General features: G+C 70.6%; 25 protein-coding genes and 1 pseudogene. 9 read left to right on the forward strand and 17 right to left on the reverse strand.

Annotation, left to right across the window (positions count from 1 at the left end; translation table 11 throughout):
* Positions 1 to 19: 19 nt before the first annotated feature.
* The 10 genes and pseudogenes from EDF33_RS11455 to EDF33_RS11500 form a co-directional block, all read right to left on the reverse strand.
* On the reverse strand, positions 20 to 1,873 hold the full coding sequence (locus EDF33_RS11455) for an ABC transporter ATP-binding protein (RefSeq protein ID WP_132100084.1): 1,854 nt from the start codon (positions 1,871 to 1,873) through the stop codon (positions 20 to 22).
* Between the two features lie 7 nt (positions 1,874 to 1,880).
* Positions 1,881 to 2,096, reverse strand: coding sequence for a hypothetical protein (locus tag EDF33_RS11460; RefSeq protein ID WP_123292166.1), 216 nt, complete (start codon positions 2,094 to 2,096; stop codon positions 1,881 to 1,883).
* A gap of 160 nt (positions 2,097 to 2,256) precedes the next feature.
* Positions 2,257 to 3,636 carry an MFS transporter gene (locus EDF33_RS11465; protein ID WP_132100085.1) on the reverse strand — a complete coding sequence of 460 codons (1,380 nt, stop codon included), beginning with the start codon at positions 3,634 to 3,636 and terminating at the stop codon, positions 2,257 to 2,259.
* Between the two features lie 188 nt (positions 3,637 to 3,824).
* A pseudogene (gene ribA / locus EDF33_RS11470) lies at positions 3,825 to 4,478 on the reverse strand (GTP cyclohydrolase II); the annotation flags it as partial.
* A gap of 29 nt (positions 4,479 to 4,507) precedes the next feature.
* Positions 4,508 to 5,572, reverse strand: coding sequence for a bifunctional diaminohydroxyphosphoribosylaminopyrimidine deaminase/5-amino-6-(5-phosphoribosylamino)uracil reductase RibD (gene ribD / locus EDF33_RS11475; RefSeq protein WP_243692445.1), 1,065 nt, complete (start codon positions 5,570 to 5,572; stop codon positions 4,508 to 4,510).
* A 120-nt stretch (positions 5,573 to 5,692) separates the two neighbouring features.
* A complete protein-coding gene (locus EDF33_RS11480; RefSeq protein WP_132100088.1) occupies positions 5,693 to 6,250 on the reverse strand; it encodes a GNAT family N-acetyltransferase in 558 nt (185 codons plus the stop codon).
* A gap of 2 nt (positions 6,251 to 6,252) precedes the next feature.
* Positions 6,253 to 7,263 carry a tryptophan--tRNA ligase gene (gene trpS, locus EDF33_RS11485; protein ID WP_132100089.1) on the reverse strand — a complete coding sequence of 337 codons (1,011 nt, stop codon included), beginning with the start codon at positions 7,261 to 7,263 and terminating at the stop codon, positions 6,253 to 6,255.
* A gap of 42 nt (positions 7,264 to 7,305) precedes the next feature.
* On the reverse strand, positions 7,306 to 8,148 hold the full coding sequence (locus EDF33_RS11490; protein ID WP_123292347.1) for an exodeoxyribonuclease III: 843 nt from the start codon (positions 8,146 to 8,148) through the stop codon (positions 7,306 to 7,308).
* Between the two features lie 257 nt (positions 8,149 to 8,405).
* The gene (locus EDF33_RS11495) at positions 8,406 to 8,678 is read right to left on the reverse strand and encodes an HPr family phosphocarrier protein (RefSeq protein ID WP_111086640.1); all 273 of its coding nucleotides are present in this window, start codon (positions 8,676 to 8,678) and stop codon (positions 8,406 to 8,408) included.
* Between the two features lie 69 nt (positions 8,679 to 8,747).
* On the reverse strand, positions 8,748 to 9,518 hold the full coding sequence (locus tag EDF33_RS11500; RefSeq protein WP_111086639.1) for a DeoR/GlpR family DNA-binding transcription regulator: 771 nt from the start codon (positions 9,516 to 9,518) through the stop codon (positions 8,748 to 8,750).
* Positions 9,519 to 9,770: 252 nt separating this feature from the next.
* Here EDF33_RS11500 and ptsP point away from each other — a divergent pair, with 252 nt between their 5' ends.
* The 4 genes from ptsP to EDF33_RS11520 all read left to right on the forward strand — a co-directional run bounded on the left by ptsP (position 9,771) and on the right by EDF33_RS11520 (position 14,721).
* Positions 9,771 to 11,426 (forward strand): phosphoenolpyruvate--protein phosphotransferase, encoded by a 1,656-nt coding sequence (ptsP, locus tag EDF33_RS11505; protein ID WP_132100090.1) that lies wholly within the window; start codon positions 9,771 to 9,773, stop codon positions 11,424 to 11,426.
* A 65-nt stretch (positions 11,427 to 11,491) separates the two neighbouring features.
* Positions 11,492 to 13,030: a PTS mannitol transporter subunit IICB gene (locus tag EDF33_RS11510; protein ID WP_165903544.1), complete on the forward strand. Its 1,539-nt coding sequence runs from the start codon at positions 11,492 to 11,494 to the stop codon at positions 13,028 to 13,030.
* A 90-nt stretch (positions 13,031 to 13,120) separates the two neighbouring features.
* Positions 13,121 to 13,558: a PTS sugar transporter subunit IIA gene (locus tag EDF33_RS11515; protein ID WP_027466426.1), complete on the forward strand. Its 438-nt coding sequence runs from the start codon at positions 13,121 to 13,123 to the stop codon at positions 13,556 to 13,558.
* A complete protein-coding gene (locus EDF33_RS11520) occupies positions 13,555 to 14,721 on the forward strand; it encodes a mannitol-1-phosphate 5-dehydrogenase (protein ID WP_123292172.1) in 1,167 nt (388 codons plus the stop codon). The genes EDF33_RS11515 and EDF33_RS11520 overlap by 4 nt, the downstream gene beginning before the upstream one ends.
* Positions 14,722 to 14,793: 72 nt before the next feature.
* Here EDF33_RS11520 and EDF33_RS11525 read toward each other — a convergent pair whose 3' ends face one another.
* Positions 14,794 to 15,753 (reverse strand): diacylglycerol kinase family protein, encoded by a 960-nt coding sequence (locus EDF33_RS11525; RefSeq protein ID WP_132100091.1) that lies wholly within the window; start codon positions 15,751 to 15,753, stop codon positions 14,794 to 14,796.
* Positions 15,754 to 15,939: 186 nt separating this feature from the next.
* Between EDF33_RS11525 and EDF33_RS11530 the strand changes: the two genes are divergently transcribed.
* The 5 genes from EDF33_RS11530 to EDF33_RS20410 all read left to right on the forward strand — a co-directional run bounded on the left by EDF33_RS11530 (position 15,940) and on the right by EDF33_RS20410 (position 20,239).
* The gene (locus EDF33_RS11530) at positions 15,940 to 17,205 is read left to right on the forward strand and encodes an ice-binding family protein (protein WP_165918797.1); all 1,266 of its coding nucleotides are present in this window, start codon (positions 15,940 to 15,942) and stop codon (positions 17,203 to 17,205) included.
* A 10-nt stretch (positions 17,206 to 17,215) separates the two neighbouring features.
* A complete protein-coding gene (locus EDF33_RS11535) occupies positions 17,216 to 18,148 on the forward strand; it encodes an NADP-dependent oxidoreductase (protein WP_132100093.1) in 933 nt (310 codons plus the stop codon).
* 132 nt (positions 18,149 to 18,280) lie between these two features.
* Positions 18,281 to 18,805: a DUF805 domain-containing protein gene (locus EDF33_RS11540; protein WP_165918812.1), complete on the forward strand. Its 525-nt coding sequence runs from the start codon at positions 18,281 to 18,283 to the stop codon at positions 18,803 to 18,805.
* A gap of 70 nt (positions 18,806 to 18,875) precedes the next feature.
* Complete coding sequence (locus tag EDF33_RS11545) at positions 18,876 to 19,454, forward strand: DUF805 domain-containing protein (RefSeq protein ID WP_123292176.1); 579 nt, start codon at positions 18,876 to 18,878, stop codon at positions 19,452 to 19,454.
* Positions 19,451 to 20,239, forward strand: a complete 789-nt coding sequence (locus EDF33_RS20410; protein ID WP_207906679.1) for a DUF805 domain-containing protein — start codon at positions 19,451 to 19,453, stop codon at positions 20,237 to 20,239. The genes EDF33_RS11545 and EDF33_RS20410 overlap by 4 nt, the downstream gene beginning before the upstream one ends.
* A 70-nt stretch (positions 20,240 to 20,309) precedes the next feature.
* Here the strand turns inward: EDF33_RS20410 and EDF33_RS11560 are convergent, their stop codons facing one another.
* The 6 genes from EDF33_RS11560 to EDF33_RS11585 form a co-directional block, all read right to left on the reverse strand.
* Complete coding sequence (locus EDF33_RS11560; protein WP_111086631.1) at positions 20,310 to 20,954, reverse strand: TNT domain-containing protein; 645 nt, start codon at positions 20,952 to 20,954, stop codon at positions 20,310 to 20,312.
* Positions 20,955 to 21,006: 52 nt separating this feature from the next.
* Positions 21,007 to 21,777, reverse strand: coding sequence for a succinate dehydrogenase iron-sulfur subunit (locus EDF33_RS11565; protein WP_123292177.1), 771 nt, complete (start codon positions 21,775 to 21,777; stop codon positions 21,007 to 21,009).
* A 1-nt stretch (position 21,778) separates the two neighbouring features.
* Positions 21,779 to 23,572, reverse strand: a complete 1,794-nt coding sequence (sdhA, locus tag EDF33_RS11570) for a succinate dehydrogenase flavoprotein subunit (protein WP_132100095.1) — start codon at positions 23,570 to 23,572, stop codon at positions 21,779 to 21,781.
* A gap of 49 nt (positions 23,573 to 23,621) precedes the next feature.
* Positions 23,622 to 24,068 carry a succinate dehydrogenase, hydrophobic membrane anchor protein gene (sdhD, locus tag EDF33_RS11575; RefSeq protein ID WP_111086628.1) on the reverse strand — a complete coding sequence of 149 codons (447 nt, stop codon included), beginning with the start codon at positions 24,066 to 24,068 and terminating at the stop codon, positions 23,622 to 23,624.
* Between the two features lie 11 nt (positions 24,069 to 24,079).
* On the reverse strand, positions 24,080 to 24,529 hold the full coding sequence (sdhC, locus tag EDF33_RS11580; protein WP_123672267.1) for a succinate dehydrogenase, cytochrome b556 subunit: 450 nt from the start codon (positions 24,527 to 24,529) through the stop codon (positions 24,080 to 24,082).
* A gap of 78 nt (positions 24,530 to 24,607) precedes the next feature.
* Complete coding sequence (locus EDF33_RS11585) at positions 24,608 to 25,843, reverse strand: glycosyltransferase family 1 protein (RefSeq protein ID WP_243692439.1); 1,236 nt, start codon at positions 25,841 to 25,843, stop codon at positions 24,608 to 24,610.
* Positions 25,844 to 25,871: the final 28 nt, after the last annotated feature.

Raw genomic sequence — 25,871 nt, forward strand, 5'->3', positions numbered from 1 at the left:
ACGGGCGCGGCGGCGGGGCTCAGACCAGCAGCTGGTGCTTCGCCAGGTCTCGGTAGAGCGGCGTCGACTCGACCAGCTCGGAGTGCGTGCCGGCGCCGACGACTCGGCCGTGCTCGAGCACGACGATGACGTCGGAGTCGACCACGGTGGACAGCCGGTGCGCGATGACGAGCAGGGTGCGGTCCTCGGCGACGGCATCGATCGCCAGCCGCATCTTCTGCTCGTTCACGCCGTCGAGCGACGACGTCGACTCGTCGAGCAGCAGGATCGGGGGAGCGGCGAGCAGGGCGCGGGCGATGGCGAGCCGTTGACGCTCTCCGCCCGAGAGCATCACGCCGTCCTCGCCGACCTGGGCGTCGAGCCCACGCGGGTCGCGGTGCAGCACCTCGCCGAGGTTGACCGCCTCGAGCACGCGGACGCAGTCGTCCTCGGTCGCGTCCGGCGAACCGAGCAGCAGGTTCGCGCGGATGGTGCCGGCGAGTACCGGTGCGTCCTGCTCGACGTAGCCGATCTGGGCGCGGAGCTCCTGGCGGTCCATGCCCCGGACGTCGATGCCACCGAGCCGGATGATGCCCTCGGTCGGGTCGTAGAACCGCTCGATCAGGGCGAGGGTCGTCGACTTGCCAGCACCCGACGGACCCACGAGTGCGACCCGCGAGCCGCGGGGAACGCGGAACGACACGTCGTGGAGCACCACGTCGTCGACCGGACGCTCGTCGGCGAGGCGATCCGGGCCTCCCGGTCGGTCCACCGCGCCGGACGCGACGGCGCCGTCCGGACCGGACGCATCCGCTGCAGCCGCGTACCGGAACGTGACGTGCTCGAACGTGATGGCGTCGTCGGAGGCGACCGCGGCGGCGGGGCGCGCAGCGGCGTCGTCCTGCGCCTCGGTCGGCAGGTGCAGGATCTCCTCGATCCGGCCGAGCGCACCGAGCGCCTGGGCGACCGCGACGGCAGCGCCCATCGCCTGGCCGAGCGGCATGATCATCATGAAGAGCAGCAGGATGAACGTGATGAGCGTGGCGATGGTGATGGTGCCCGCGGCGACCTGGGCCCCGCCGACCCCGAGCACGGCGATGAACGCCACCTGCATGACGATGCTCGCGACCGGGACGACGAACGCGGACATCTTCGCGATGTCGAGGCCGCGCTGGTAGGCCTCGGTCGCGTGTCCGTCGACCTCGTGCACCTCGCGCTCGGTGGCACCCGCCGCGCGGATGGTGCGGACGGCGCCGATGCCGCGCTCGACCGCCGCGGTCAGGTCGCCGACCTTCTCCTGCGCACGCTTCGACGCGATCCGGATGCGCCGACTCAGTCCGCCGACGACCACGATCGCGACCAGGACGATGACGACCACGATCACGAGCAGCAGCGGGTCGATGATCGCCATCGCGATGATCGCGCCGATGAACGTGAGGGCGCCGCCGATCGACTCGATCAGGCCCTGGGTCAGGACGGCGCGCAGGAGCGTGGTGTCGCTGCCGACGCGGGACACCAGGTCGCCGGTGCGGCGGGTGTCGAACTCCGAGATCGGCAGGTTGAGGATGCGGGCGATGAGCTTGCGGCGCGTCGAGAGCACGACGCCCTCGCCCGCACGCTGGAGCAGGAAGTGCTGCACACCGTTCAGGACGCCGGCGACCAGGACGAGCCCGACGAGCAGCCAGACGAGCGTGCTGAGCGTGTTGCCCTGCTGCACCGCCGTGACGACCTGGTTGACGAGCAGCGGCTGCGCGAGCGACGCCCCGGCGCCGAGGATGCTCAGCACGATGATGACGACCATCGCCGGCTTGTTCTCGAACAGGTAGGACAACAGGCGGCCGAAGGTGGCGCGGGGGCCGTCGGTCTTCTTGGGGCGCGCGAAGGGGAGACTCATCGTGTTCCTAGTTTCTGCCGTACTTCTTGTGCACTGCCTGTCGGCTGACACCGAGCAGGGTCGCGATCTCCTGCCACGACGCCCCGGCGTTGCGGGCGGCACGGGCAGCGAGCTCTTCGGTCCGGTCGAGTTCACGGCGGAGCTCGCGCACGTTGGCGAGGGCGGAGAACGGGTCGTCCCCGGAGGCTCCGGCCGCGAGGCTCGTGATGGTCGGTCGGTCCATGGCTGTCAACCTACATTGACGCGCTGACAGCTGTCAACCTGAGTTGACGGACAGGTTGGTGCGTCGACGTCGTGCGCCGGGCAGTCGGGGCGCGCACACGACGGACGGGAGGCCCGGTGCCAGCTGGCACCGGGCCTCCCGTCCCACAGGTGGTCGCGTCTCAGGCGTCCGCGAACTCCTTGCTCTTCGTCTCGCGGACGAAGAGCAGCGCGACGAGCGTCACGACGGCGGCGATCGTCAGGTACAGCCCGACCAGGAAGATGTTGCCGTCGGCCTGCCACAGCGCCAGGGCGATGGTCGGTGCGAGCGAGGCACCGAGGATCGACGCGACGTTGTACGCGATCGCCGAGCCGGTGTACCGGACGTTCGTCGGGAACAGCTCCGGCAGCAGCGCACCCATCGGCCCGAAGGTCAGCCCCATCAGGGACAGCCCGACGATCAGGAACGTCACCACCGTGATCGGACCCTGCGACGCGGCGAACCAGAACTGGAACGTCAGACCGAACAGCGCGATGCCGATCGTGGTCGGGATGAGGGTCTTCCGGCGCCCGAACTTGTCGGCCAGGATGCCGGCGATCGGGGTGAAGATGCCGAAGAACACGACGCCGATCATGAGCAGCGTCAGGAACTCACCGCGGCTGTAGCCGAGGCCGACCTTCGGGACGAGCGGACCGGCCTCGGCACCGGTGGTGCCGTACGACAGGGTGAACGTGGTCATGAAGTAGAAGAGGACGTACGTCGCGACCATGCCGAACGTGCCGACGATGAGCGCCTTCCACGAGGTGCGGAACACCCGGCCCAGTGGGATCTTCGCGACCGTGCCGGACTCCTGCACGCCGCGGAACACCGGCGACTCGACGAGCTTGAAGCGCACGTAGAGCCCCACGATGACCAGGACCGAGGAGAGCAGGAACGGGATGCGCCAGCCCCACGCCTGGAAGTCGGCGTTCGGGGTGCCGTCGGCACCGGCGGGCATCGCGGCGTTGATCGCGATGAACAGGCCGTTCGCGAGCAGGAAGCCGATCGGTGCGCCGAGCTGCGGCATCGAGCCGAAGACGCCGCGCTTGCCCTTGGGGGCGTTCTCGGTGGCGAGCAGTGCCGCACCGGACCACTCGCCGCCGAGGCCGACGCCCTGGGCGAAGCGCATCACGGCGAGCAGGACCGGCGCCCACACGCCGATGGTGCTGAACGTCGGCAGGCAGCCGATCAGGAACGTCGCGGTGCCCATGACGAGCAGCGACGCGACGAGGGTGGCCTTGCGGCCCACCCGGTCACCGAAGTGCCCGAAGATGATCGACCCGATCGGCCGCGCGAAGAAGGCGAGGGCGAACGTCACGAACGACGACAGCTGCGATGCCGTGGGGTCCTCGTTCGGGAAGAACAGCGTCGGGAAGACGAGGACCGCGGCCGTCGCGTAGACGTAGAAGTCGTAGAACTCGATCGAGGTGCCGACGAGGCTGGCGATGACGACGCGCGAGCGCGGGTTGCCTGCTGGTGCCGGAGCTGAGGTCGGGGTTGCTGGTGCCGGTGCGGCGGTCATGGGTGTCGTGTGGTCTTCCGTGGTGCGCACTCCTGGCAGGGAGCACGGATACCCGAAACGGCGGACACCGATCGGTTCGCGCTGGGTGGCGCGGGCACCGATCGGGTGCGTTCGGTTGGTGGGGGACCGCTTGTGACGGAAGACAACATCGTACGACAGATGTCGCCCACCTGCGAATCAGCCCAGAGTCAGCTGGCGGCTCCTGCGCCGGCCCCGGCGCTGGCGCTGGCGCCGGCCTCGAGGTGCGCGGGCAGCTGGTGCCCCATCCGGTCGCGCTTGGTGTCGAGGTAGCCGGCGTTCTGCGCCGAGACGCCGACGACCAGCGGCACGAGCGACTCGACGGTGATGCCGTGCTCCTCGAGCTGGCGACGCTTCTCGGGGTTGTTCGAGAGCAGCCGCACGCGGGTGATGCCGAGTTCGGCGAGGATGCCCGCGGCGCCGCCGTACGCACGGGAGTCGGCCGGCAGCCCGAGCGCCAGGTTCGCGTCGAGCGTGTCGAGGCCGTCTTCCTGCAGGCGGTAGGCCTTGAGCTTGTTGATGAGCCCGATGCCGCGTCCTTCCTGCCCGCGCAGGTAGACCACCACGCCGCCCTCGGCAGCGATGGTGTCGAGGGCGGCGTCGAGCTGGGGCCCGCACTCGCACTTCAGCGAGCCGAACGCCTCGCCGGTCAGGCACTCGGAGTGCACGCGGACCAGGGCGCCGTCGGACGGGGCGGACCCGTCGGGCAGCGCGCCGATGATCGCGACGTGCTCCGCGCCGGTCACGAGGTCGCGGTAGGCGCGCATCTGGAACGTGCCGTGGGTGGTGGGGACGTTCGTCGACACCTCGAACTGGACGGGGCTGCCCGGGGTGGAGGAGGTCAGCGCGTCGGTCATGGGGTGCTCCGGTCGTTCGTGGGCCCGTCGTCTCCGAACCCGGGTGCTGCGTCGTGCTGCTGCGCTGTCGCGCTGCGTTGCGGTCGGGCTCGGACCAGCAGGTCAGGGCCCAGGCTGGTGGTCGATAGTACGTCCAACCGCCGACGCCCGGACATGCTTCCCACCCCGAGGTCGTCGAGGGCGACCCGGGGTCCGCCGAGCAGGATCGGGGCGACGTACACGAGGTACTCGTCGACGAGCCCGGCGGCGATGAGCGCGGACGCGACGGTGGGGCCGCCCTCGACGAACACCGAGTGCACGCCGTGCCCACGCAGGGCCGCGAGCGACGCGGCGAGGTCGTGCCCCGGCAGCGTCACGAGCCCGCGGGGGTGTCGCCGGACCGCGGCGTCGTCGGGGACGGCGCGGTCGCCGAGCACGACCGCGAGCGGCTGGTCGGCGAGGAGTTCGCCCGCGTCACCCCGAGCGGTCAGGCTCGGGTCGTCGGCGAGGACGGTGCCGGTGCCGACCAGGATCGCGTCGTGCGCGGCACGCTGCTCGTGCACGTGTTGCCGGGCTGCGGCGCCGGTGATCCACTTGCTCGTCCCGTCGGCAGCCGCGGCCCGGCCGTCCAGGCTCGAGGCCCACTTCACGGTCACCCAGGGGCGTCCGAGTCGGACCGACAGAAGCCACCGTTCGAGGAACGCCTCGGCCTCGTCTGCGAGCACTCCGGACACGACGTCGACCCCGGCGGCGCGGAGACGGTCGGCGCCGCCGTGCACGTCCGTACCCGGGTCGTCGATCGCGTACACGACACGTGCGACCCCGGCCTCGATCAGGGCGACGGCGCAGGGGCCGGTGCGGCCGGTGTGGTTGCAGGGCTCGAGGGTGACGACGGCCGTCGCGCCGCGGAGCTGTGCCGGATCGACCTTCGCCATCGCGTCGACCTCAGCGTGCGGGGTTCCGGCACCCTTGTGCCACCCCTCGGCGAGGACGTCGCCGGCGGGGGAGAGGATCACCGCGCCGACCCGAGCGTGGTCGCCCACGACGGGCCCGAGGGCCGCGAGTTCGAGCCCGCGGCGCATCGCCCGGACCTCGGTGGGTCGTGCCGTGTCGCTCACGGATCGAGCCTACCGGCGGCGGATCGGTGACGCGTCATCGTCGGGAACGCGGCGTCATGCGGGACCGGGTCTCGGAGCGCTGCGTCACGGAGCGTCGGGCCACGGGAGGTCCGATGCGGGCGCGCCGTCGGCCCGGCGCAGGGCGGTCCAGGCGGTCGTCGGTCCGCCGTCGCGTCCGGGGATCCGTGCGGGCCCGGCGCCGGTGAACGAGAACCCGGCGCTGCGTGCGACCGCGGCCGACGCCGTGTTGCCCTCGTAGCACTCCCAGTAGACGTCCGGAGCACCGTCCTCGAACGCCCAGTCCACGACGAGCTCCACCGCATCGTGCATCAACCCGGCACCGCGGGCCGAGGGCGCCAGCCAGAAGCCGAGGTCGCGGCCGGCGGTGCGGTAGCCGATGATCCCCTCGAGCCAGGAGGACCCACTGCGACGGATCGCCCAGGTGTACTCGCGGTCCGACGCCCAGCCGGGTCCGACCAGGGCGTCGACGAAGGTCCGTGCGTCCTGTTCGCGGTACGGCGTGGGGATCGTCGTCCAGCGGATGATGTCCGGGTCCTGACAGGCGTCGGTGATCGCCGCGGTGTCCGCCCGGGTCGGGACGTCGAGTCGGACCCGGGCGGACTCCAGCGTGACCGGCAGCACGGTCAGCCGCGCGAGCGCGGGACGAACCCGATCCGGTCGTACACGCGCGCCAGGGTCTCCTGCGCGATGGACTCGGCACGGTCCGCGCCGACGGCGAGCAGCCGGTCGAGCTCCGCGGGGTCGTCGAGCAGCTCGAGCGTGCGGGTGCGCACCGGCTCGAGCTCGGTGACGACGGCGTCGGCGACCGCGCCCTTGAGGTCCCCGTAGCCCTTGCCCGCGAACGATGCCTCGAGCTCGGCGACGGGGGTCCGGCTGAAGGCGGACAGGATCGCGAGCAGGTTCGTCACGCCCGGCTTCGCCTGCCGGTCGGAGCGGATCTCGCGCTCGTCGTCGGTGACGGCCGACTTGATCTTCTTCGCGGTGCGCTTCGGGTCGTCGAGCAGCCGGATCAGGCCACTGTCGGACGCCGCCGACTTGCTCATCTTGCTCGTCGGGTCCTGCAGGTCGTAGATGCGCGCCGTCTCGGTGCCGATGCGGGCCTCGGGCACGACGAACGTGTCGCCGAACCGCGAGTTGAAGCGTCCGGCGAGGTCGCGGGTGAGCTCGACGTGCTGGCGCTGGTCGTCGCCGACCGGCACGACCTTGGTGTCGTACAGCAGGATGTCGGCGGCCATCAGGACCGGGTACGTGAAGAGCCCGACCGACGCGGCCTCGGACCCCTGCCGCGCCGACTTGTCCTTGAACTGGGTCATCCGGCTCGCCTCACCGAACCCGGTGAGGGTGTTGAGCACCCAGGCGAGCTCGGCGTGGGCCGGCACGTGCGACTGCACGAACAGCGTCGACTTCGTCGGGTCGATGCCCGACGCGATGTACTGCGCGGCCGTCGCCCGGGTGCTCGCGCGGAGCTCGGCCGGGTCCTGCGGCGAGGTGATGGCGTGCATGTCGACGACGCAGTAGATGGCGTCGAAGTCGTCCTGCAGGTCGCGCCACTGCATGAGCGCCCCGACGTAGTTGCCGAGGTGCAGCGAGCCGGCGGACGGCTGGATGCCCGAGAAGATGCGGGTCTTGGTCATGGTGGTGTTCCTGTGGGTCAGGTGGAGCGGAACGAGTGGGGATCAGAGTTCGTAGTCGACGACCACGGGGGCGTGGTCGGACCATCGCTGGTCGTACGCCGCGGCGCGGTCGACCGTGTACTCCGTGACCTTCGCCGCGAGGTCGGGCGTGGCCATCTGGTAGTCGATGCGCCAGCCGGTGTCGTTGTCGAACGCCTGGCCGCGCCAGGACCACCACGTGTAGGGCCCCTCGACGTCGCCGGCCTGCGCACGCCCGACGTCCACCCAGCCGAGCCCCGGGCCCGTCGAGCCGTCAGCGCCCTCGACCGGTTCGCCGTCAGCACCGAAGAAGCGCGAGAAGTAGGCACGCTCGCGCGGCAGGAAGCCCGCTCGCTTGACGTTGCCCTTCCAGTTCTTGATGTCGCGCTGGTCGTGCCCGACGTTGAGGTCACCGACGACGACGGCGAGCGGGTTGTGCGCGCGGAGGGCGGGCAGCCGCTCGGTCATGGCGTCGAGGAACTTCCACTTCTCGTCCTGCTTGGGGGTGTCGACCTCGCCCGAGTGGACGTAGGTGGACACGACCGTGACCGTGGTGCCGCCGATCTCGTAGTCGGCCTCGAGCCAGCGGCCGGCGGAGTCGAACTCGTCCGGTCCGAGGGCGACGCGGTGGATCTGGGCCGAGTGCCTGGACGCGATCGCGACACCCGCCCGGCCCTTGGCGGTCGCGGGGTCGTGCACGATGTCCCACTCGTCGCCGAGCAGACCGGCCAGGTCCTCGCTCGACGCACGGACTTCCTGCAGGGCGAGCACGTCGACGTCGCGGGTGGCGAGCCAGTCGCCCATGCCCTTGCGGAAGGCGGCGCGGACGCCGTTCACGTTGACGGATGCGAGGCGCAGGCGTGTCATGCCGACCACCTTATCGGCGGGCGCCGACAGCCCCGGACCGCACCGGTTCGAGGTTCCACGACTCGCCGCGTGCCGTTCGCCGGGGTTCCACGGACCGACGTGGGGGACGCCGAGATGACGAGATTTCGGAACCCCGGCGGGGCCGGACGGGCCGGACGGACGGGGCGGGCGCGGGCCCGGCAGTGCGGGGGACCGCACGACGGACGGGAGGCACGGTGCCAGCTGGCACCGTGCCTCCCGTCCGTCGCAGTGCGGCGTCAGGCCGCGTCGTGGTCCGTCTGCAGGAACTCGACCAGGCTGTCGGCGGTGGTCTCGGCGTCGTCGCCGGTCACGGTGAGGCTGACCTCATCACCGTTCTCGATGCCCAGGCCGAGCAGGGCGAGGATGCTGCCGGCGTTGCCGGACTTGTCGCCCTTGGCGATCGTGACCTGGTGGCCGGAGGCCGTCACGGTCTGGACGAAGAGGGACGCGGGGCGCGCGTGCAGGCCGGACGCGCTGGCGACGGTCACGGTGCGGGTGGCTTCGGACATCGATGTACTCCTGTCGATGGGTGGTGCGCTCATGCTAGCGAGCGCCGGATGGGCGGGTCGGGCGAGCGGTCAGGGTCGACCGGGCCAGAACACCTCGGTGCCGGCGGCTTCGACCTCGCGGACCAGGTCGAGGTTGACGGCGGGGTCGGTGATGATCGTGTCGATGGCGGCGAGGGGTGCGACGCGGCCGAACTCCTCACGGCCGAACTTGGTGTGGTCGGCGAGCAGGATGCTCCGGCGGGCGGACTTGATCATCGCCGACTTCACCGCGGCCTCGGCCATGTTGTGGGTCGTCAGGCCGCGCTCCGGGGTGATCCCGTTGATGCTCACGAAGGCGACGTCGACGCTCACCATGCCGATGAGCTGGTGCGTCCACGTGCCGACGCCGGCCAGGGAGTCGCTGCGGATGTTGCCGCCGAGCAGGTGCAGGTCGATGCCCGGCCGGTTCGCGACGGCCATCGCGACGGGGAGCGAGTGGGTGACGACGGTGAGTCCGCGGTCGGTCGGCAGCATCTCGGCGAGGCAGATGGTGGAGGTGCCGGCGTCGATCATGATCGAGCCGTTCTCCGGCAGCTCCTCGAGCGCGGCCTCGGCGATGACCATCTTCTCGGCCTGGTTGATGCCGCCCCGGTCGCCGACACCGGGGTGGATCGTGATGCGTTCGACCGGGATGGCGCCGCCGTGGGCGCGTCGGACCAGTCCCCGTCGCTCCAGCGAGGTGAGGTCGCGGCGGATGGTCTCGGGCGTGACCTCGAGCAGCTCGGCGAGGTCCTTGACGTCGACCCGCCCCTGCGCGCGCGCCTGCTCGACGATGCGCTGGTGGCGTTCTGGTGCGTACATCGGACCTCGTCGTCTCCTGGTCGGAACGGAACGGACATGACCGGGCACGAACCTGACGGAACCGAGCCGGAGCGGCTGGCCGCCAGACGCAAACGGGCATCTGTTTCTGTATTTTTATCCCCGGATGTGTTTGTTTGTCAACGCGGATCGGGGTAGTGTGCTGCTCAGCCGCACCGGCGAGGTCCCGTCTCAGCCGTGCGCGCACCGAACGAACACCCCACCGCAAGCGCGTGTGAGATGAAGGAGTCTCGAATGTCCGAACTGCTCGGCACCGGCGTCGGCCGCGGCGTCGCCCACGGCCCCGTGCTCCGCATGGCGGACCCGCTCGGCGAACCGTCGAAGGACGCCCTGACCGGTTCGGCAGACGACGCGAAGCAGGCCGTGCACGACGCACTGGCCGCAGTGGCCGAGGACCTCAACAAGCGCGGGCAGCTCGCCGGCGGCGACGCCCAGGCCGTGCTCGAGGCGCAGGCGCTCATGGCGCAGGACCCGACCCTCCTCGACGACGTGCACACGCGCATCGACGGCGGCACCAACGCCGAGCGTGCCGTGTACGAGGCGTTCGCGCAGTTCCGCGACCTGCTCGTCGGCATGGGCGGCTACATGGGGGAGCGCGCAGCCGACCTCGACGACGTCGCCCAGCGCATCATCGCGAAGCTCCGCGGCGTGCACGCCCCCGGTGTCCCCGAGTCGGACACCCCGTTCGTCCTCGTCGCCCGTGACCTCGCTCCGGCCGACACCGCACTGCTGGACCTCGACAAGGTCCTCGCGCTGGTCACCCGCGACGGCGGCCCGACCTCGCACACCGCGATCCTCGCCCGCGCCAAGGGCATCACCGCGATCGTCGGCGTCACCGGTGCCGACGACCTGGCCGACGGGCAGCCGATCGTCGTCGACGCCGTCGCCGGCACCGTCGTCACCGAGCCGTCCGATGCCCTGGTGGCCGACGTCGAGCAGCGCATCGCCGACCGGCTCGCCGCGGCCGCCGCACCGCTCACCGCCGGTGCCCTGGCCGACGGCCACGTCGTGCCGCTGCTCGCGAACCTCGGCAGCCCCGCCGACGCCGCGGGCGCTGTTGCTCTCGGTGCGGAGGGCGTGGGGCTCTTCCGCACCGAGTTCCTCTTCCTCGACTCGCCGAAGGCGCCGACCGTCGACGAGCAGACCGAGTCCTACCGTCAGCTCCTCGCCGCGTTCCCGGGCAAGAAGGTCGTCGTCCGTGCGCTCGACGCCGGTGCCGACAAGCCGCTGCCGTTCCTCACCGACAAGGACGAGGAGAACCCGGCGCTCGGCCGTCGCGGACTCCGTGCGCTGCGCAACCACCCCGAGGTGCTGCGCGACCAGCTCGTCGCACTCGCCCAGGCGGACGCCGCGACCGAGGCCGACCTCTGGGTCATGGCCCCGATGGTCGCCGACGCCGAGGAGACCGAGTACTTCGTCACCCTGGCCCGCGAGCTCGGCATCCGCACCGCCGGCGTGATGGCCGAGGTGCCGTCGCTCGCCCTGATGGCCGAACAGGTCTTCCAGAACGCGGACTTCGTGTCGATCGGCACGAACGACCTGACCCAGTACACGATGGCCGCCGACCGCATGCTCGGCACCGTCGCGTCCTACCAGGACCCGTGGCACCCCGCCGTCCTGCGCCTCGTCGCGCAGCTCGGAGCGGCCGGTGCCGACGCGGGCAAGCCCGTCGGCATCTGCGGTGAGGCCGCAGCCGACCCGCTCCTCGCCGTCGTGCTCGTCGGCCTCGGCGCCACCACCCTCTCCATGACCCCCGCGGCCCTGGCCGACGTGCGCGCCGAACTCGGTCAGCACACGCTCGAACAGGCCCGGGAGATGGCCCAGGCGGCACTCGCCGCGTCCACGGCGGCGGCCGCGAAGTCCGCCGCAGCGGCCGCGCACGCCGTCTGAGCCGCACCATCCCCAACACCCCGTCCGCACCAGCAGCAGCTCCACCACACAGAAAGTCACCGCACATGACAACGTCGTCCGTTGCAGCGCCCGACGCACCCGCGAAGTCGCGGGGCGGCGCACGCGTCGCCGTTCAGAAGTTCGGCACGTTCCTCTCCGGCATGGTCATGCCCAACATCGCGATCTTCATCGCGTGGGGCCTGATCACCGCCTTCTTCATCGAGACCGGATGGACCCCCGTCGGGATCCTCGGCGGGTTCGGTGAGACGGACGGTGTGGCCAACATCGGTCTCGTCGGCCCGATCCTGACGTACCTGATCCCGCTCGCGATCGCCTTCCAGGGCGGCCGGATGATCTACGAGACCCGCGGCGCCGTCGTCGGCTCGATCATGGCGATGGGCGTCATCCTCGGTGCCAACGGCACGATCATGATCCTCGGCGCGATGATCTGCGGGCCGCTCGGCGCGTACCTCATCAAGCAGATCGACAAGATCTGGGACGGCAAGATCAAGCCGGGCTTCGAGATGCTCGTCAACAACTACGCGGCCGGCATCCTCGGCTTCGGGCTGGCGATGGTCGGGTTCTTCTGGCTCGCCCCGCTGTTCAAGCTCATCGCCGAGGGCCTCGGCGACGCGGTGAACTTCCTCGTCCAGCACTCGCTGCTGCCGCTCGCCAGCGTCATCATCGAGCCGGCCAAGGTGTTCTTCCTGAACAACGCCATCAACCACGGTGTGCTCGACCAGCTCGGCGCCCAGCAGGTGCAGGACTCCGGCAAGTCGATCCTGTTCCTGCTCGAGGCGAACCCCGGCCCCGGTCTGGGCATCCTGCTCGCCTTCACCTTCTTCGGTGTCGGCATCGCCCGCTCGACCGCTCCCGGTGCGATCCTCATCCAGTTCTTCGGTGGCATCCACGAGATCTACTTCCCGTACGTGCTGCAGAAGCCGGTCCTGTTCATCGCCGTCATCCTCGGTGGTGCGACGGGCGTCGGCACGAACGTCCTGTTCGGCTCCGGCCTGGTCGCCCCGGCATCGCCCGGATCGATCTTCGCCGTGCTGACGGCGACGGCGAAGGACAGCTACGTCGGCGTCATCCTGTCGGTCATCCTGTCCGCAGCGGTCACCTTCGCGGTCGCGTCGTTCTTCCTGCTGGCCAGCCGCAAGCGCGACCTCGCCAACGGCGGCGGCGACATGACCGCAGCGTTCGACAAGATGCAGGCCACCAAGGGCCGCGACGCGAACGCCGCGACCGCAGGGCTCTTCGGCGGCACCGCCCCGGCCAACTCGGAAGAGGCAGCCGCCGCCGGCACCACCGCCACCGCGACGAAGGTCCAGAACCTCGTGTTCGCCTGCGACGCCGGCATGGGGTCGAGCGCCATGGGCGCCAGCGTCCTGCGCAACAAGATCAAGAAGGCGGGCATCGAAGGGGTCACGGTCACCAACAAGGCGATCGCGAACCTGTCCGGTGACGAGGACCTGATCATCACGCAGGAAGAACTGACGGACCGCGCCAAGCAGAAGAACCCGAACGCGCAGCACGTGTCGGTCGGCAACTTCATGAACGCGCCGCAGTACGACCAGGTCGTCGACCAGCTCAAGAACCAGTAACGCCACCACCAGTAACGAAGTGCAGTATCGGAGGGGACGGGGACATCCCCGTCCCCTCCGTCACGTCCTCGAACACCAAGGAGAACCACGATGCCCGTCCTGCAGGAGAGCCAGATCCGGATCCACACCGAGGACACCGCGCCGACCAAGTCGGAGGCGATGAAGGAGGCGGCCGAGATCCTCGAAGCTGCGGGCGCGGTCACCGCTGACTACTACCCGGCGATGCTCGAGCGTGAGAAGAGCGTGTCCACGTACATGGGCAACTTCCTCGCCATCCCGCACGGCACGAACGACGCGAAGGACGCCATCAAGTCGTCCGCGCTGTCGTTCATCCGCTACGCCAGCCCGATCGACTGGGACGGCAACCCCGTGCGCTTCGTCGTCGGCATCGCCGGCGTGAACAACGAGCACCTCGACATCCTGTCCAAGATCGCGATCGTGTTCTCCGACGAGGACGAGGTCCAGAAGCTCACCGACGCGGCCGACACCAGCGCGATCCTGTCGATCCTCGGCGAGGTCAACGAGTGAGCACCGCCGACCGGGGCACCGCCGTCCACTTCGGTGCCGGCAACATCGGCCGCGGCTTCGTCGGCCTGCTCCTGCACGAAGCGGGCTACGAGGTCGTCTTCGCCGACGTCGCCGCGCCGCTCATCGACGCCCTCGCCGCCGCCGACTCGTACACCGTGCACGAGGTCGGCACCGGAGCGCAGGACCACGAGGTCACGAACTTCCGCGCCCTGAACAGCGCGCAGGACGAGGACGGCGTCGTCGCCGAGATCGCCACTGCCGCGATCGTCACCTGCGCGGTGGGCCCGAACGTCCTGAAGTTCATCGCCCCGGTGATCGCGCGGGCGCTGCAGCAGCGCGACGCGGACGCTGCGCCCATCGCCGTGATGGCGTGCGAGAACGCGCTGAACGCCACGGACCGTCTGCGCGAGTTCATCGTCGACGCGCTCCCGGCCGAGGGCCGTGACGCGGCACTCGCGAAGGCCGTCTTCGCGAACACCGCCGTCGACCGCATCGTGCCGGCCCAGCCCGAGGGCGCCGGCCTCGACGTCACCGTCGAGACCTACTTCGAGTGGGCCATCGACCGCACGCCGTTCGGCGGCAACGAGCCGGAGATCCCCGGCGCGCACTACGTCGACGGCCTCGCTGCCTCCATCGAGCGCAAGCTCTTCACGGTGAACACCGGGCACGCCACCGTCGCGTACCACGGCTTCGTCGCCGGGGCCGACAAGATCTCCGACGCCATCGCGATCCCCGCGGTGCGCTCCGAGCTCGAGTCCGTCCTCGCCGAGACGAGCGACCTGCTCGTCCGCCGCCACGAACTCGACCCCGAGGTGCACCGCGCCTACGTCCAGGCGATCATCGCCCGGTTCGAGAACCCGCACCTGCCCGACACGGTGACACGCGTCGGCCGGCAGCCGCTCCGCAAGCTGTCGCGTGACGAGCGCTTCGTCTCGCCCGCCGCGGCGCTGGCCGAGGACGGCACCGAGCCGACCGCACTGCTCGACGCGATGGGCGCGGCGCTCCGCTTCGACGTCGCCGACGACGAGCAGAGCGTCGAGCTGCAGGCGCTCCTGGCCTCGGACGCGTCCGATGCCGACGTGGTGACGCAGATCACCGGCCTCGCCGCGGAGCACCCGCTGCACGCAGCGTTCGCGGACCGGGTGCGTGTCGCGCGCGGCTGACGCCCTCGACGTGGCCCGGTGATGACGGGAGGCCCGGTGCCAGCTGGCGCCGGGCCTCCCGTCATCACGGGGTCACCGCGACGGCCCCACCCGGATGGTGAGCCCGCCGTGGTCCACCGTCAGCCGCACCGCCACCACGGTGCCGAACGGGTCGCCGTCGAGCTGGACCTGTTCGGGCTGGTCCAGCTCGAGGTCGAGGACCCGTGCGCTCGTGTACCGCAGCGTCCGGGTGGCCGGGATGAGCCACGACAGGAAGCGTCCGAACCCGGTCCGGTGGAAGAAGCGGTTCAGCGACAGGCCGTATCCGACGCCGGCCCAGCCGACCGTCCGACCGGGGCGGAACGCGACCGCGTCGAGCACCCCGTCGTCCGGCTTCGCGGCGGGCAGCAGCAGGACGCCGGCGGTCAGGGTGCCGCAGTTCCCGACGATGACGGTGTGCGCCCGCATCGTCCGGGTGTCACCGTCGTCGAGGCGGTACCGCAGGTCGATCTGCCGGTTGCCGATCACGGACCGCATGATCGGGTCGGAGTACGCGAGCCACCCGAACCGCTTCTTGAGCCGCGCGTTGGTGTTGGCCGCCATGTTCGCGTCGAGGCCGATGCCCGCCATCACCAGGAAAGCGTGGCGCGTCGTCGTGCCCTGCGGGTCGGTGAGCTCGGCGAACGCGAGGTCGACCGGCCGATCGGTCCCCCTGAAGGCGGCTCGGACCGACCCGGCGACGTCGTTCAGCGGGATGCGCAGGTTCCGGGCGTACAGGTTCCCGGTGCCGACGGGGAGCACGGCGAGGGGCACGCCGGAGCCGTGCAGCACCTCGGCTGCGACGCGCAGCGTGCCGTCGCCGCCGACGACCAGGACGACGTCCGGCGCGGTGGCGAGTGCGTCGACCGCAGCGGCACGGCCGTCGTCGGACGCCGCGGTCTCGAACCAGGTCGTGGGAGCCCAACCGGTCCGATCCTCCTCAGCCGCGACGGTGTTGCGGAGCACCCGCAGGTCGACCTTGGACGGGTTGACGACGATCGCGGCGCGCGGCATGTGAGGACGATACCGAACAGCCGTCGTCGACCGGAACGGACGGGTCCTGTCCGGTATCGGCTGATCCGGGCGAACCTGGGAGTCAAGACCTCGGAACACATGCGATCCGTACACACTCGGGACACGGTGAACGCCGGGTGTCTCCGATGCCCGATCGGCTCTTCGCCATCTCAGGCAGGGGCCTCCGTGGCCAGAACGCCCATCCTCCGTCCGCTCATCGTCGTCAGCACCGGGATCGGGTTGGCCGCAGCGCTCGCCCTCGGCGCCTCCTCGGCCGCGTCCGCCGCCACCATCATCGACGGCCCCGTCGGTCTCGGGACCGCAGCGAGCTACGGCGTCCTCGGCGCGCAGACCGTGACGAACACCGGGCCGACCGTGGTCAACGGTGACCTCGGCGTCTCGCCCGGTACCTCGATCACCGGCTTCGGCGGCACCGGCAACGGGACCGTGAACGGCACCGTGCACCAGACCGACGCGGCGGCCGCGCAGGCCCAGTCGGACACCACGACCGCCTACAACGTGGCCGCTTCGCTGACGCCGACGCAGACCGGCCTCCAGGAGCTCAACGGGCTCAGCCTCAGCCCGGGCGTCTACAACGGCGACACGCTGCAGCTCGCGAACACCGGCCAGCTCACCCTGGCCGGCAGCGCGGACTCCGTCTGGGTGTTCCAGGCCGCGTCGACCCTGACCATCGGGTCCGGCACGAGGATCGTCATCACCGGTGGCGCGAGTTCGTGCAACGTGTTCTGGCAAGTCGGCAGCTCAGCGACCATCGGCAGCGCCGCCCAGTTCCAGGGCACCGTCCTCGCCGACCAGTCCGTGACCGCCACGACGGGTGCGACGGTCGTGGGCCGACTGCTCGCCCGGAACGCAGCGGTGACGCTCGACGACAACACCATCACCCGGCCGACGAACTGCCCGGCTGCGGGGACGCCGTCCGAGAGCGTCGCACCGACGATCACCTCGGGCACCCCGACTGACGCGACCGCCGGCACGCCGTACTCGTTCCCCGTCACCGCGACGGGCAACCCGGCACCGACGTACTCCGATGGCGGCACCCTCCCGCCCGGACTCACGATCAACCCGGACACGGGCGTCATCTCCGGCACGCCGACCACGCCCGGCACCACGACGGTGACGATCACGGTCGACAACGGCACGGCACCGCCGGACACCGAGACCTACGTCGTGACCGTCCGTGCGCCGGCACCGACGCCCACGGCGACGCCGACCGCTTCGGCTCCCGTGCCCACCGCTCCCACGTCGACAGCACCCGCGGTCCCGGTCATCGGTGGAGGCGACACCGGCGGCGGCACGACGGAACTGGCCTTCACCGGCAGCGATCCGACGATCCCGCTCGCCGCGGCAGGCGCGATGCTGCTCGGCGGCATCGCCGTGATGGTGCTCCGTGCACGGACCCTCCGCGCACGCCGCCGGCGGATCGGGGCGTAGCGTCGGCCGCATGACGAAGCACTGGGTGGCACCGCGGTTCGGCGGCAGCGAGGTCCTCGAATTCGTGGACACCGAGGTCGCCGCACCGGGACCCGGCGAGGTCACCATCGCGGTCCGCGCCGCCGGCATGAACCCCGCCGACACGAAGCACACGCGGCAGGGCGACCCGGCCGACCTGCCCGTGCCCGTCGGCTACGAGGTCGCCGGCGTGCTCACCGCGGTCGGACCGGACACCACGATCGCGTCCGGCGGGGGAGCGGTCGGCGACGAGGTCCTGGCGTTCCGGGTCGCCGGCGGTTGGACGTCGTCCCTCACCGTCCCGGCCGCGGACGTCTTCGCGAAGCCCGCCGGGCTCGGCTTCTCCGAGGCGGCGAACCTGTTGCTCGCGGGCACCACCGCAGCCGACATGCTGCGCGTCACCCGTGCCGCGGGGCGCGACACCGTGCTGGTGCACGGCGCCTCCGGAGCAGTCGGCGTCAGCCTGCTGCAGCAGCTCCACCTGCTCGGAACGCGCGTCATCGGCACCGCCTCCGAGCGGGGTGCGGACGTCGTGCGACGCTTCGGTGGCGAATGGGTCGCGTACGGCGACGGCCTGGAGGCACGGGTCCGGTCGCTCGCACCCTCCGGCATCGACGTGGCACTGGACTGCGTGGGCACCGACGAGGCCGTCGACGTCTCGCTCGCGGTGGTCGCGGACCGCGACCGGATCGTCACGATCGCCGCGCAGGCGCGCGCCGCTGAGGCGGGGTTCGCCGCCGTCGGTGGGGCGCAGCCAGCGAGCAAGGCGTTCCGCGACTCGGTGCGACAGCGACTGATCGACCTGGCCGGGGCCGGACAGCTCGAGGTCCCGGTGGCGCGGACGTTCCCGCTCGCCGAGGCGAAGGCGGCCGCGGAGCTGCTGGAGTCCGGGCACCCCGGCGGCAAGCTGGCGCTGGTGCCCTGAGTCGGTCGAAGCGCCGGTCGGAGCGCTGTCCCAGCGCAGTCGCTGCGCTGTCCTCCGCTGGGGGGACGCGTCCGGTCGCCGCCGCTGCCAGACTCGACGGTGATCGCAGTCGGCCTCGGAAGGAACGAACCAGTGAGTGACCAGTACCCGCCGCAGAACCCGTACGGCCAGCAGCCCGGACCGTACGGCCAGCAGCCCGGACCGTACAGCCAGCAGCCCGGACCGTACGGCCAGCAGCCGACCGGCCCGCGCCAGCCCCCGCTGTGGGCGCCCTGGTACGGGATCCCGTTCGTGCAGGCGTTCCCGCGGTTCTGGAAGAAGTACGTCCGGTTCGACGGCCGCGCCAGCCAGTCGGAGTTCTGGTTCTGGGCCCTCTGGTACGTCATCGGCTCGGCGGCCACCGGCATCGTCGGTGGGTTCTTCAACGTGCTGCCGTTCTTCGACGACGCGTCGAACGGGTTGAGCGGGCTCTGGGCCCTGGCCTGCGCCCTCGGCTTCATCGCTCTGACGGTGCGACGACTGCACGACGTGAACCTGAGCGGGTACTTCGCCTTCCTCTTCATCATCCCGCCGCTCGGCGTCCTGTTCTCGCTGATCGTCGGTCTGATGGGCTCGAACCCGCAGGGGCAGCGGTACGACGAACCCCACCGCGCGTAGCGAGCGACGGCCGCGCGACGGTTCTGGTTGACTCGGACCCGACTACCAGCCAACGATCGAGGGGGACACCGTGAGTGACCAGTACCCGCAGAACCCGTCCGGCCAGCAGCCGGGCGGCCAGCCGAACCCGTACAACGGAACGCCGCAGTACGGCCAGCAGCCGGCGACCGGCCCGAACGGCGAGCCGCCGATCTGGGCCCCCTGGTACGGGATCTCCTTCGGCAAGGCCGTCGGACGCTTCTTCAAGAAGTACGCGACCTTCAGTGGCCGCGCGAGCCGCAGCGAGTTCTGGTGGTGGTACCTGGCGAACGCGATCGTCGGCATCGTCCTCGGCATCCTGTACGGCATCGGCTTCGCCACGTCGGAGCGCTCGACGGTGTCGATGTCGACCGCGACCTCGGCGAGCGTGCAGTCGACGGTGACCAGCCCGTCCGCGCTCTTCGTGATCGCCGGCATCCTGCTCGGACTCTGGGGTCTCGCGATCATCATCCCGACGCTCGCCCTCGGCTGGCGACGCCTGCACGACGCGAACCTGCCCGGTGCCCTGTGGATCATCGCGATCTTCGTCGGCATCGTCGGCATCGTGTTCGGCCTGCTGCCCTCGAACCCGCAGGGCGAGCGCTACGACCGACCGACCGGCGCTCGATGAGCAACGACACACCGCAGTGGGGCCAGCCCGGCGGCGACCAGCCGTCGGGGCAGCCTGACCCTGGGCAACAGCAGCCGGGGTACGGGCAGCAGCCTGGTGCCTACGGGCAGCAGCCCGGACCCTACGGACAGCAGCCCGGACCCTACGGACAGCAGCCTGGTCCGTACGGTCAGCAGCCCCAGTACGGCCAGCAGCCTGCCCAGTACGGCCAGCAGCCTGCCCAGTACCGCCAGCAGCCTGCCCAGTACGGCCAGCAGCCCGGGTACGGCCAGCAGTACGCCGACCCGTACCCGCAGGCCGGTCCGCCGATCCCGGTCGGGCCCGACGGAGCTCCGCCGCTGTGGGCACCCTTCTACGGTGCCGGCTTCCTCGACGCCTTCACGCGCTTCTTCAAGAAGTACGCCCGGTTCGACGGGCGCGCCAGCCGCAGTGAGTACTGGTACTGGGTCCTGGCGAACGCGATCGTGACCCTCGTTCTGTACGGCGGGTTCATCGCCGGCATCATCTCGTGGAGCGTCTCGGCCTCGACCACCGACGAGTACGGCTACACCCAGACCGAGGGTGCACCCCCGGCGTGGATCTTCATCCTGCTCGTCCTGTACGGCCTGTGGTGGCTCGCGACCCTCATCCCGAACATCGCACTGGGGTGGCGCCGCGTGCACGACGCGAACCTCGCCGGTCCGCTCTGGCTCATCGGGATGTTCGTCGGCATCGCCGCGATCGTGTTCGGCTGCCTGCCGCCGAACCCGGCTGGTGCGCAGTACGACCGCCCCGACCAGGCGTAACCCCACACAACGGCAATCGGCCCGCACTGCGCGAAAGCGCGGTGCGGGCCGATCTGCGTCGTGCGCGGGGTCAGACCACGCGGAGTCGAGCCAGTGCACCGTCGACGACGAGGTCGCGCACGGTGACCGTGGGATCGGCGATCTGGAAGCGGAGCGCACCGCCCGGCTGCTCGAACCACGGCTGCACGAAGCGGACGTTCACCATGAACGGGCGCTCGACCAGGTAGCGGTGGGTCTCCGGGACGCCGGCGACGTGCGGCGGCAGCGACCGGCTCGGCAGCGGGGTGTCGAGCGGGTGCAGCAGGTAGCCGTCCGGACCACCGATGCGGTCGACGGGGACGCCCGCGGGGATCTGGATGGTCAACCCCTGTTCTCCAGCCTGCGACACCTGCTGCGCCAGCTGCGGGTACGTCGACGCCGCACGGTCACGGAGCCCGTCGAGCTCGTGCCGGGCGATGTCGCGCGGAGCCGGGAACGGCCGGTTCAGGAACCGACGGAGCATCTCGACCGCGTCCTCCTCACCGCGCGCGGTGGCGAGGCGACGAGCCGTGCCGTAGTCGACGACCTCGAGCGCGAACTCGTCGGACGCCTCGGCCGGGACCACGCGGAGCGCACCCTCGACCGGCGGCTCGTGCAGGGTCTCTCCGGGGAGCTGCACGTAGCGGATCGTGTAGCCGAGCTGGTCGAGGATGGGGCGGGTGGCCGCGAACGTCATGGAGCGGAGCCTATCGGTGGAGTCGATGTCGAGTCTTGGACGACCCCGAGTGTCAGGCGCGGCCCCGCATGACGGCCTGCTTGACCTCGGAGATCGCCTTCGTCACCTGGATGCCACGGGGGCAGGCGTCGGTGCAGTTGAAGGTGGTCCGGCAGCGCCAGACCCCTTCCTTGTCGTTGAGGATGTCGAGGCGGACCTCGGCGGCGTCGTCACGCGAGTCGAAGATGAAGCGGTGCGCGTTCACGATCGCGGCCGGGCCGAAGTACTGCCCGTCGGTCCAGAACACCGGGCACGACGAGGTGCACGCAGCGCAGAGGATGCACTTCGTGGTGTCGTCGAAGCGTGCGCGGTCGGCCACCGACTGGATGCGCTCCTTGCCCGGGGTGGGCGCCGTCTTCGGCTGCAGGAACGGCTGGACCTCGCGGAAGGACTTGAAGAAGGGCTCCATGTCGACGACGAGGTCCTTCTCGAGCGGCAGGCCCTTGATCGCCTCGACGTAGATCGGCTTCGAGACGTCGAGGTCCTTGATCAGGGTCTTGCACGCCAGCCGGTTCCGGCCGTTGATGCGCATCGCGTCCGAGCCGCAGACCCCGTGGGCGCAGGAACGTCGGAACGTCAGGGAGCCGTCCTGGTCCCACTTGATCTTGTGCAGGGCGTCGAGGATGCGGTCGGTCGGCAGCATCATGACGTCGAAGTCCTGCCAGCGCGGCTCGTCGTCGACGTCCGGGTCGAAGCGCCGGATGATGAGCGTGACGGAGAAGGACCCGGGAGGCGCGTCGGTGGTGTCGGTCCGGGGTGCGTCGGAGACCAGGGTGTCGGTCATCTCAGTACTTCCTCTCCATCGGCTGGTACCGGGTCACGACGACCGGCTTCCAGTCCAGCGTGATGTGGTCGTCGGCGAGTGACGAGTGCGGGTCGCCCGTCAGGTACGCCATCGTGTGCTGCATGTAGTTCTCGTCGTCGCGCTTCGGGTAGTCGTCGCGCATGTGGCCGCCGCGGCTCTCCTTGCGGTTGCGGGCCGAGTAGACGACCACCTCGGCCAGGTCGAGCAGGAACCCGAGCTCGACGGCCTCGAGCAGGTCGGTGTTGAACCGCTTGCCCTTGTCCTGCACGGAGACCTGCATGAAGCGGTTCCGGAGCGTGTGGATGGTCTCGGTGACGCGGTCGAGGGACTCGTCGGTGCGGAACACCTGGGCGTTCTTGTCCATCTCGTCCTGCAGCTCCTTGCGCAGGACGGCGATGCGCTCGGTGCCGGTCGAGGCGCGCAACTGGTCGAGCATCGCCCGGACGCCGGCAGCGGGGTCTTCGGGCAGCGGGAGGAACTCGGCGGTCTTGACCCACTCGGCGGCGTTGTTGCCCGAGCGCTTGCCGAAGACGTTGATGTCGAGGAGCGAGTTCGTGCCGAGACGGTTCGAGCCGTGCACCGAGACGCACGCGCACTCGCCGGCGGCGTAGAGGCCGGGGACGACGGTGGTGTTGTCGTAGAGCACCTGTGCGTCGGTGTTCGTCGGGATGCCACCCATCGCGTAGTGCGCGGTCGGCATGACGGGCACCGGCTCGACGACGGGGTCGACGCCGAGGTAGGTGCGGGCGAACTCCGTGATGTCCGGGAGCTTGGTCTCGAGGACCTCGGCACCGAGGTGCGTGCAGTCGAGCAGGACGTAGTCCTTGTTCGGGCCGGCACCGCGGCCCTCTGCCACCTCTTGCACCATGCACCGGGCGACGATGTCGCGTGGGGCGAGGTCCTTGATGGTGGGGGCGTAGCGCTCCATGAAGCGTTCACCGGAGGCGTTGCGCAGGATCGCACCTTCGCCACGAGCACCCTCGGTCAACAGGATGCCGAGGCCCGCGAGGCCGGTCGGGTGGAACTGGAAGAACTCCATGTCCTCGAGCGGCAGGCCGGTGCGCCACACGATGCCGACGCCGTCGCCGGTCAGGGTGTGCGCGTTCGAGGTCGTCTTGTACATCTTGCCGAAGCCGCCGGTCGCGAAGATCATCGCCTTGGCGTGGAACACGTGCAGCTCACCCGTGGCGAGCTCGAACGCGACGACGCCGGCCGGCTGCTTGCGCGTGACGCCGTCCTCGCCCACGACGTCGACCATGATGAGGTCGAGCGCGTAGAACTCGTTGTAGAACTCGACGCCGAGCTTGACGCAGTTCTGGAACAGCGTCTGCAGGATCATGTGGCCGGTGCGGTCGGCCGCGTAGCAGGCCCGGCGGACCGGTGCCTTGCCGTGGTCGCGGGTGTGGCCGCCGAAGCGACGCTGGTCGATCTTGCCCTCGGGCGTGCGGTTGAACGGCAGGCCCATGTTCTCGAGGTCGATGACGGCGTCGATGGCTTCCTTCGCCAGGATCTCGGCGGCGTCCTGGTCGACCAGGTAGTCGCCGCCCTTGATCGTGTCGAAGGTGTGCCACTCCCACGAGTCCTCTTCGACGTTCGCGAGCGCCGCGGCCATCCCGCCCTGCGCCGCACCGGTGTGCGAGCGGGTCGGGTAGAGCTTCGAGATGACGGCCGTCTTCGCCTTCGGGCCGGCCTCGATCGCGGCACGCATGCCCGCGCCTCCTGCGCCGATGATGACGATGTCGAACTGGTGGTGGTGCACGGTGGTCTCGGTCACAGGGGTCTTTCCGTAGACGGTGGGAAGGCGGTCGGCAGCGGGGATGGTGCTACTGCGCCGGGCAGAAGGAGGGCAGGTCCGCGGCGGCTGCGCCGGCGGGGCACGGGTCGAACGTCCAGCAGACGAGCAGGCCGAGGACGATCAGCACGACGCACGCGATGAGGATCGCGGCGAGGAGCGTCTTCCGGATGCCCGGCTTCGACACGTAGTCGTTGACGATCGTGCGCATGCCGTTCGAGCCGTGGATGAGCGCCAGGACGAGCATGAGGGAGTCCCACACCTGCCAGAACGGGTTGGCCCACTTGCCGGCGACGAAGGCGAAGTCGATCTGCTTGACACCCTCGCCCGCCACCATGTTGACGAAGAGGTGGCCGAAGATCAGCACGACGAGCAGGACGCCCGAGCCGCGCATGTAGATCCAGCCCCACTTCTCCCAGTTGGTGGAGCGGCGGGCGGCCGAGGCGGAACGCGGAGGTTCGACGATCTGCGTGGTCATCAGGTGCCCCTCTAGTTGAAGTCCGCGAAGAGGTTCATGAGCTGGCGGGGCAGGAAGCCCGCGATCGCGATCGCCCACAGGACGATGACGACCCAGAACATGGCCCGCTGGTACTTCGGCCCCTTGGACCAGAAGTCGACGAGGATGATCCGGAGCCCGTTGAACGCGTGGAACACGATGGCCATGACCAGGGCGATCTCGCCGATGTTCATGATCGGGGTCTTGTACGTGCCGATGACCGCGTTGTACGCCTCGGGTGAGAGGCGCACGAGAGCCGTGTCGAGGATGTGCACGAGCAGGAAGAAGTAGATCGCGACACCGGTGATCCGGTGCAGGACCCACGACCACATGCCGGTCGATCCGCGGTACAGCGTGCCCTCGAGTTTCCGAGAGGCGCGGGGCGCCTCGATCGTGACTTCGGGGACGGCGGTCGCCGTACCGCCGCCGGTGGGCTCAGCCATGAGCTCGTCCTTCCATAGGACGGGCTCGCCCGATCGGCGAGCCCTTGCCGTTCGTGTTCGTGTGGAACGCGTCCCATCCTATGCGCGGGTGCTGACCTTCTCGTCCCGACCGGCCCGCAGGCCCCGACCGACGGGCGGCGCGCCGATGGTCCTGGCCGTGTCGTGGTGGCCCAGGAGCTGGTCGCCGACGGCCTCCCACGTGGTGCCCTCGACCCGGAGACGGCCCGCCGATCCCATCCGTTCCGCGAGTGCGCGGTCGTGGTGGAGCCGCAGGACCGCCTGTCGCAGGGCCTGTGGTGCGTCGGTGTCGTAGAGCTCGCCGTCGAGTCCGGGGGCGACGAGGTCGAGCGGACCACCCGACGCCGGCGCGATCACCGGCAGCCCCGAGGCGTGCGCTTCCTGGAGGGTCTGCCCGAAGGTCTCGGCCGGACCGGTGTGCACGAAGAGGTCGAGCGAGGCGTACGCGTCGGCGAGGGCGTCGCCGCGCAACGGTCCGGTGAAGGTGACGTCGAGGTGTCGCAGGCGTCGCTCGAGCAGCGCCCGGGACGGCCCGCCGCCGGCCACGACGACGCGGATGCCGGGGATCCCGCCGAGCTCGGCGAGCCGTTCGACCTCCTTCTCCGGGGCCAGCCGTCCGACGTAGCCGACGATCGTCTCGCCGTGCGGCGCGATCCGGCGTCGGAGCGCTCGGACGTGGGCGGACTCCCGTCGGGCCGGGTGGAAGAGCTCGGTGTCGACCCCGCGCCCCCAGCGGGCGACGCGGGGGACCCCGTCCTCGGCGAGCATCGCGGCGGTCGCGCTCGACGGCGCGAGCGTCAGCGAGGCGCCGGCGTGGATGCGGCCGAGGATCCTGCGGACCAACGGGACGGTCGCCGTCAAGCCGTTGCGGCGGGCGAAACCGGCCACGTCGGTCTGGAAGACGGCGACGGAGGGGATGCCGAGCCTCCCGGCTGCCGTGATCGCGCGCCCACCCAACAGGAACGGACTCGCGGCGTGGAGCACGTCGGCGCCGGAGGCGGCGAGGATCGTGTCGAGGACGGGGTGGGGGAGTGCGACGGGGAACTGCCGGTACGCGACGGCGGGGATCCGGTGCACGTCGAAGGAGCGGTAGCGCTCGACACTGCTGCGGGACCGGAACTGCGCGAGCCCCGGGGTGTCCGGTGCGATCACGACCGCGCGGTGGCCTCGGCGTTCCAGGTGGTCGAGGACCGCCAGGACGCTGGTGGTCACGCCGTTGAGGGTGGGCAGGAAGCTCTCGGTCACGACGGCGACGGTCCGGGGGGACGTGCCGCGCTCCACGCTGCGTGCGCTCATGGTGCTGCCCATGCTCCGGGCGTCACGT

This window comes from Curtobacterium sp. PhB146 (genome assembly GCF_004342995.1).
GTDB lineage: Bacteria > Actinomycetota > Actinomycetes > Actinomycetales > Microbacteriaceae > Curtobacterium.

Coding starts and splice junctions, on each gene's coding strand:
- EDF33_RS11515 (WP_027466426.1), top strand. CDS start 13,121: ATGCCCGTCCTGCAGGAGAGCCAGATCCGGATCCACACCGAGGACACC.
- EDF33_RS11535 (WP_132100093.1), top strand. CDS start 17,216: ATGACGAAGCACTGGGTGGCACCGCGGTTCGGCGGCAGCGAGGTCCTC.
- EDF33_RS11460 (WP_123292166.1), bottom strand. CDS start 2,096: ATGGACCGACCGACCATCACGAGCCTCGCGGCCGGAGCCTCCGGGGAC.
- EDF33_RS11585 (WP_243692439.1), bottom strand. CDS start 25,843: ATGAGCGCACGCAGCGTGGAGCGCGGCACGTCCCCCCGGACCGTCGCC.
- EDF33_RS11495 (WP_111086640.1), bottom strand. CDS start 8,678: ATGTCCGAAGCCACCCGCACCGTGACCGTCGCCAGCGCGTCCGGCCTG.
- ribD (WP_243692445.1), bottom strand. CDS start 5,572: ATGCGCCGCGGGCTCGAACTCGCGGCCCTCGGGCCCGTCGTGGGCGAC.
- EDF33_RS11465 (WP_132100085.1), bottom strand. CDS start 3,636: ATGACCGCCGCACCGGCACCAGCAACCCCGACCTCAGCTCCGGCACCA.
- EDF33_RS11525 (WP_132100091.1), bottom strand. CDS start 15,753: ATGCCGCGCGCCGCGATCGTCGTCAACCCGTCCAAGGTCGACCTGCGG.
- trpS (WP_132100089.1), bottom strand. CDS start 7,263: ATGACCAAGACCCGCATCTTCTCGGGCATCCAGCCGTCCGCCGGCTCG.
- ptsP (WP_132100090.1), top strand. CDS start 9,771: ATGTCCGAACTGCTCGGCACCGGCGTCGGCCGCGGCGTCGCCCACGGC.
- sdhC (WP_123672267.1), bottom strand. CDS start 24,529: ATGGCTGAGCCCACCGGCGGCGGTACGGCGACCGCCGTCCCCGAAGTC.
- EDF33_RS11490 (WP_123292347.1), bottom strand. CDS start 8,148: ATGACACGCCTGCGCCTCGCATCCGTCAACGTGAACGGCGTCCGCGCC.
- EDF33_RS11565 (WP_123292177.1), bottom strand. CDS start 21,777: ATGACCGACACCCTGGTCTCCGACGCACCCCGGACCGACACCACCGAC.
- sdhD (WP_111086628.1), bottom strand. CDS start 24,068: ATGACCACGCAGATCGTCGAACCTCCGCGTTCCGCCTCGGCCGCCCGC.
- EDF33_RS11455 (WP_132100084.1), bottom strand. CDS start 1,873: ATGAGTCTCCCCTTCGCGCGCCCCAAGAAGACCGACGGCCCCCGCGCC.
- EDF33_RS11510 (WP_165903544.1), top strand. CDS start 11,492: ATGACAACGTCGTCCGTTGCAGCGCCCGACGCACCCGCGAAGTCGCGG.
- EDF33_RS20410 (WP_207906679.1), top strand. CDS start 19,451: ATGAGCAACGACACACCGCAGTGGGGCCAGCCCGGCGGCGACCAGCCG.
- EDF33_RS11500 (WP_111086639.1), bottom strand. CDS start 9,518: ATGTACGCACCAGAACGCCACCAGCGCATCGTCGAGCAGGCGCGCGCG.
- EDF33_RS11560 (WP_111086631.1), bottom strand. CDS start 20,954: ATGACGTTCGCGGCCACCCGCCCCATCCTCGACCAGCTCGGCTACACG.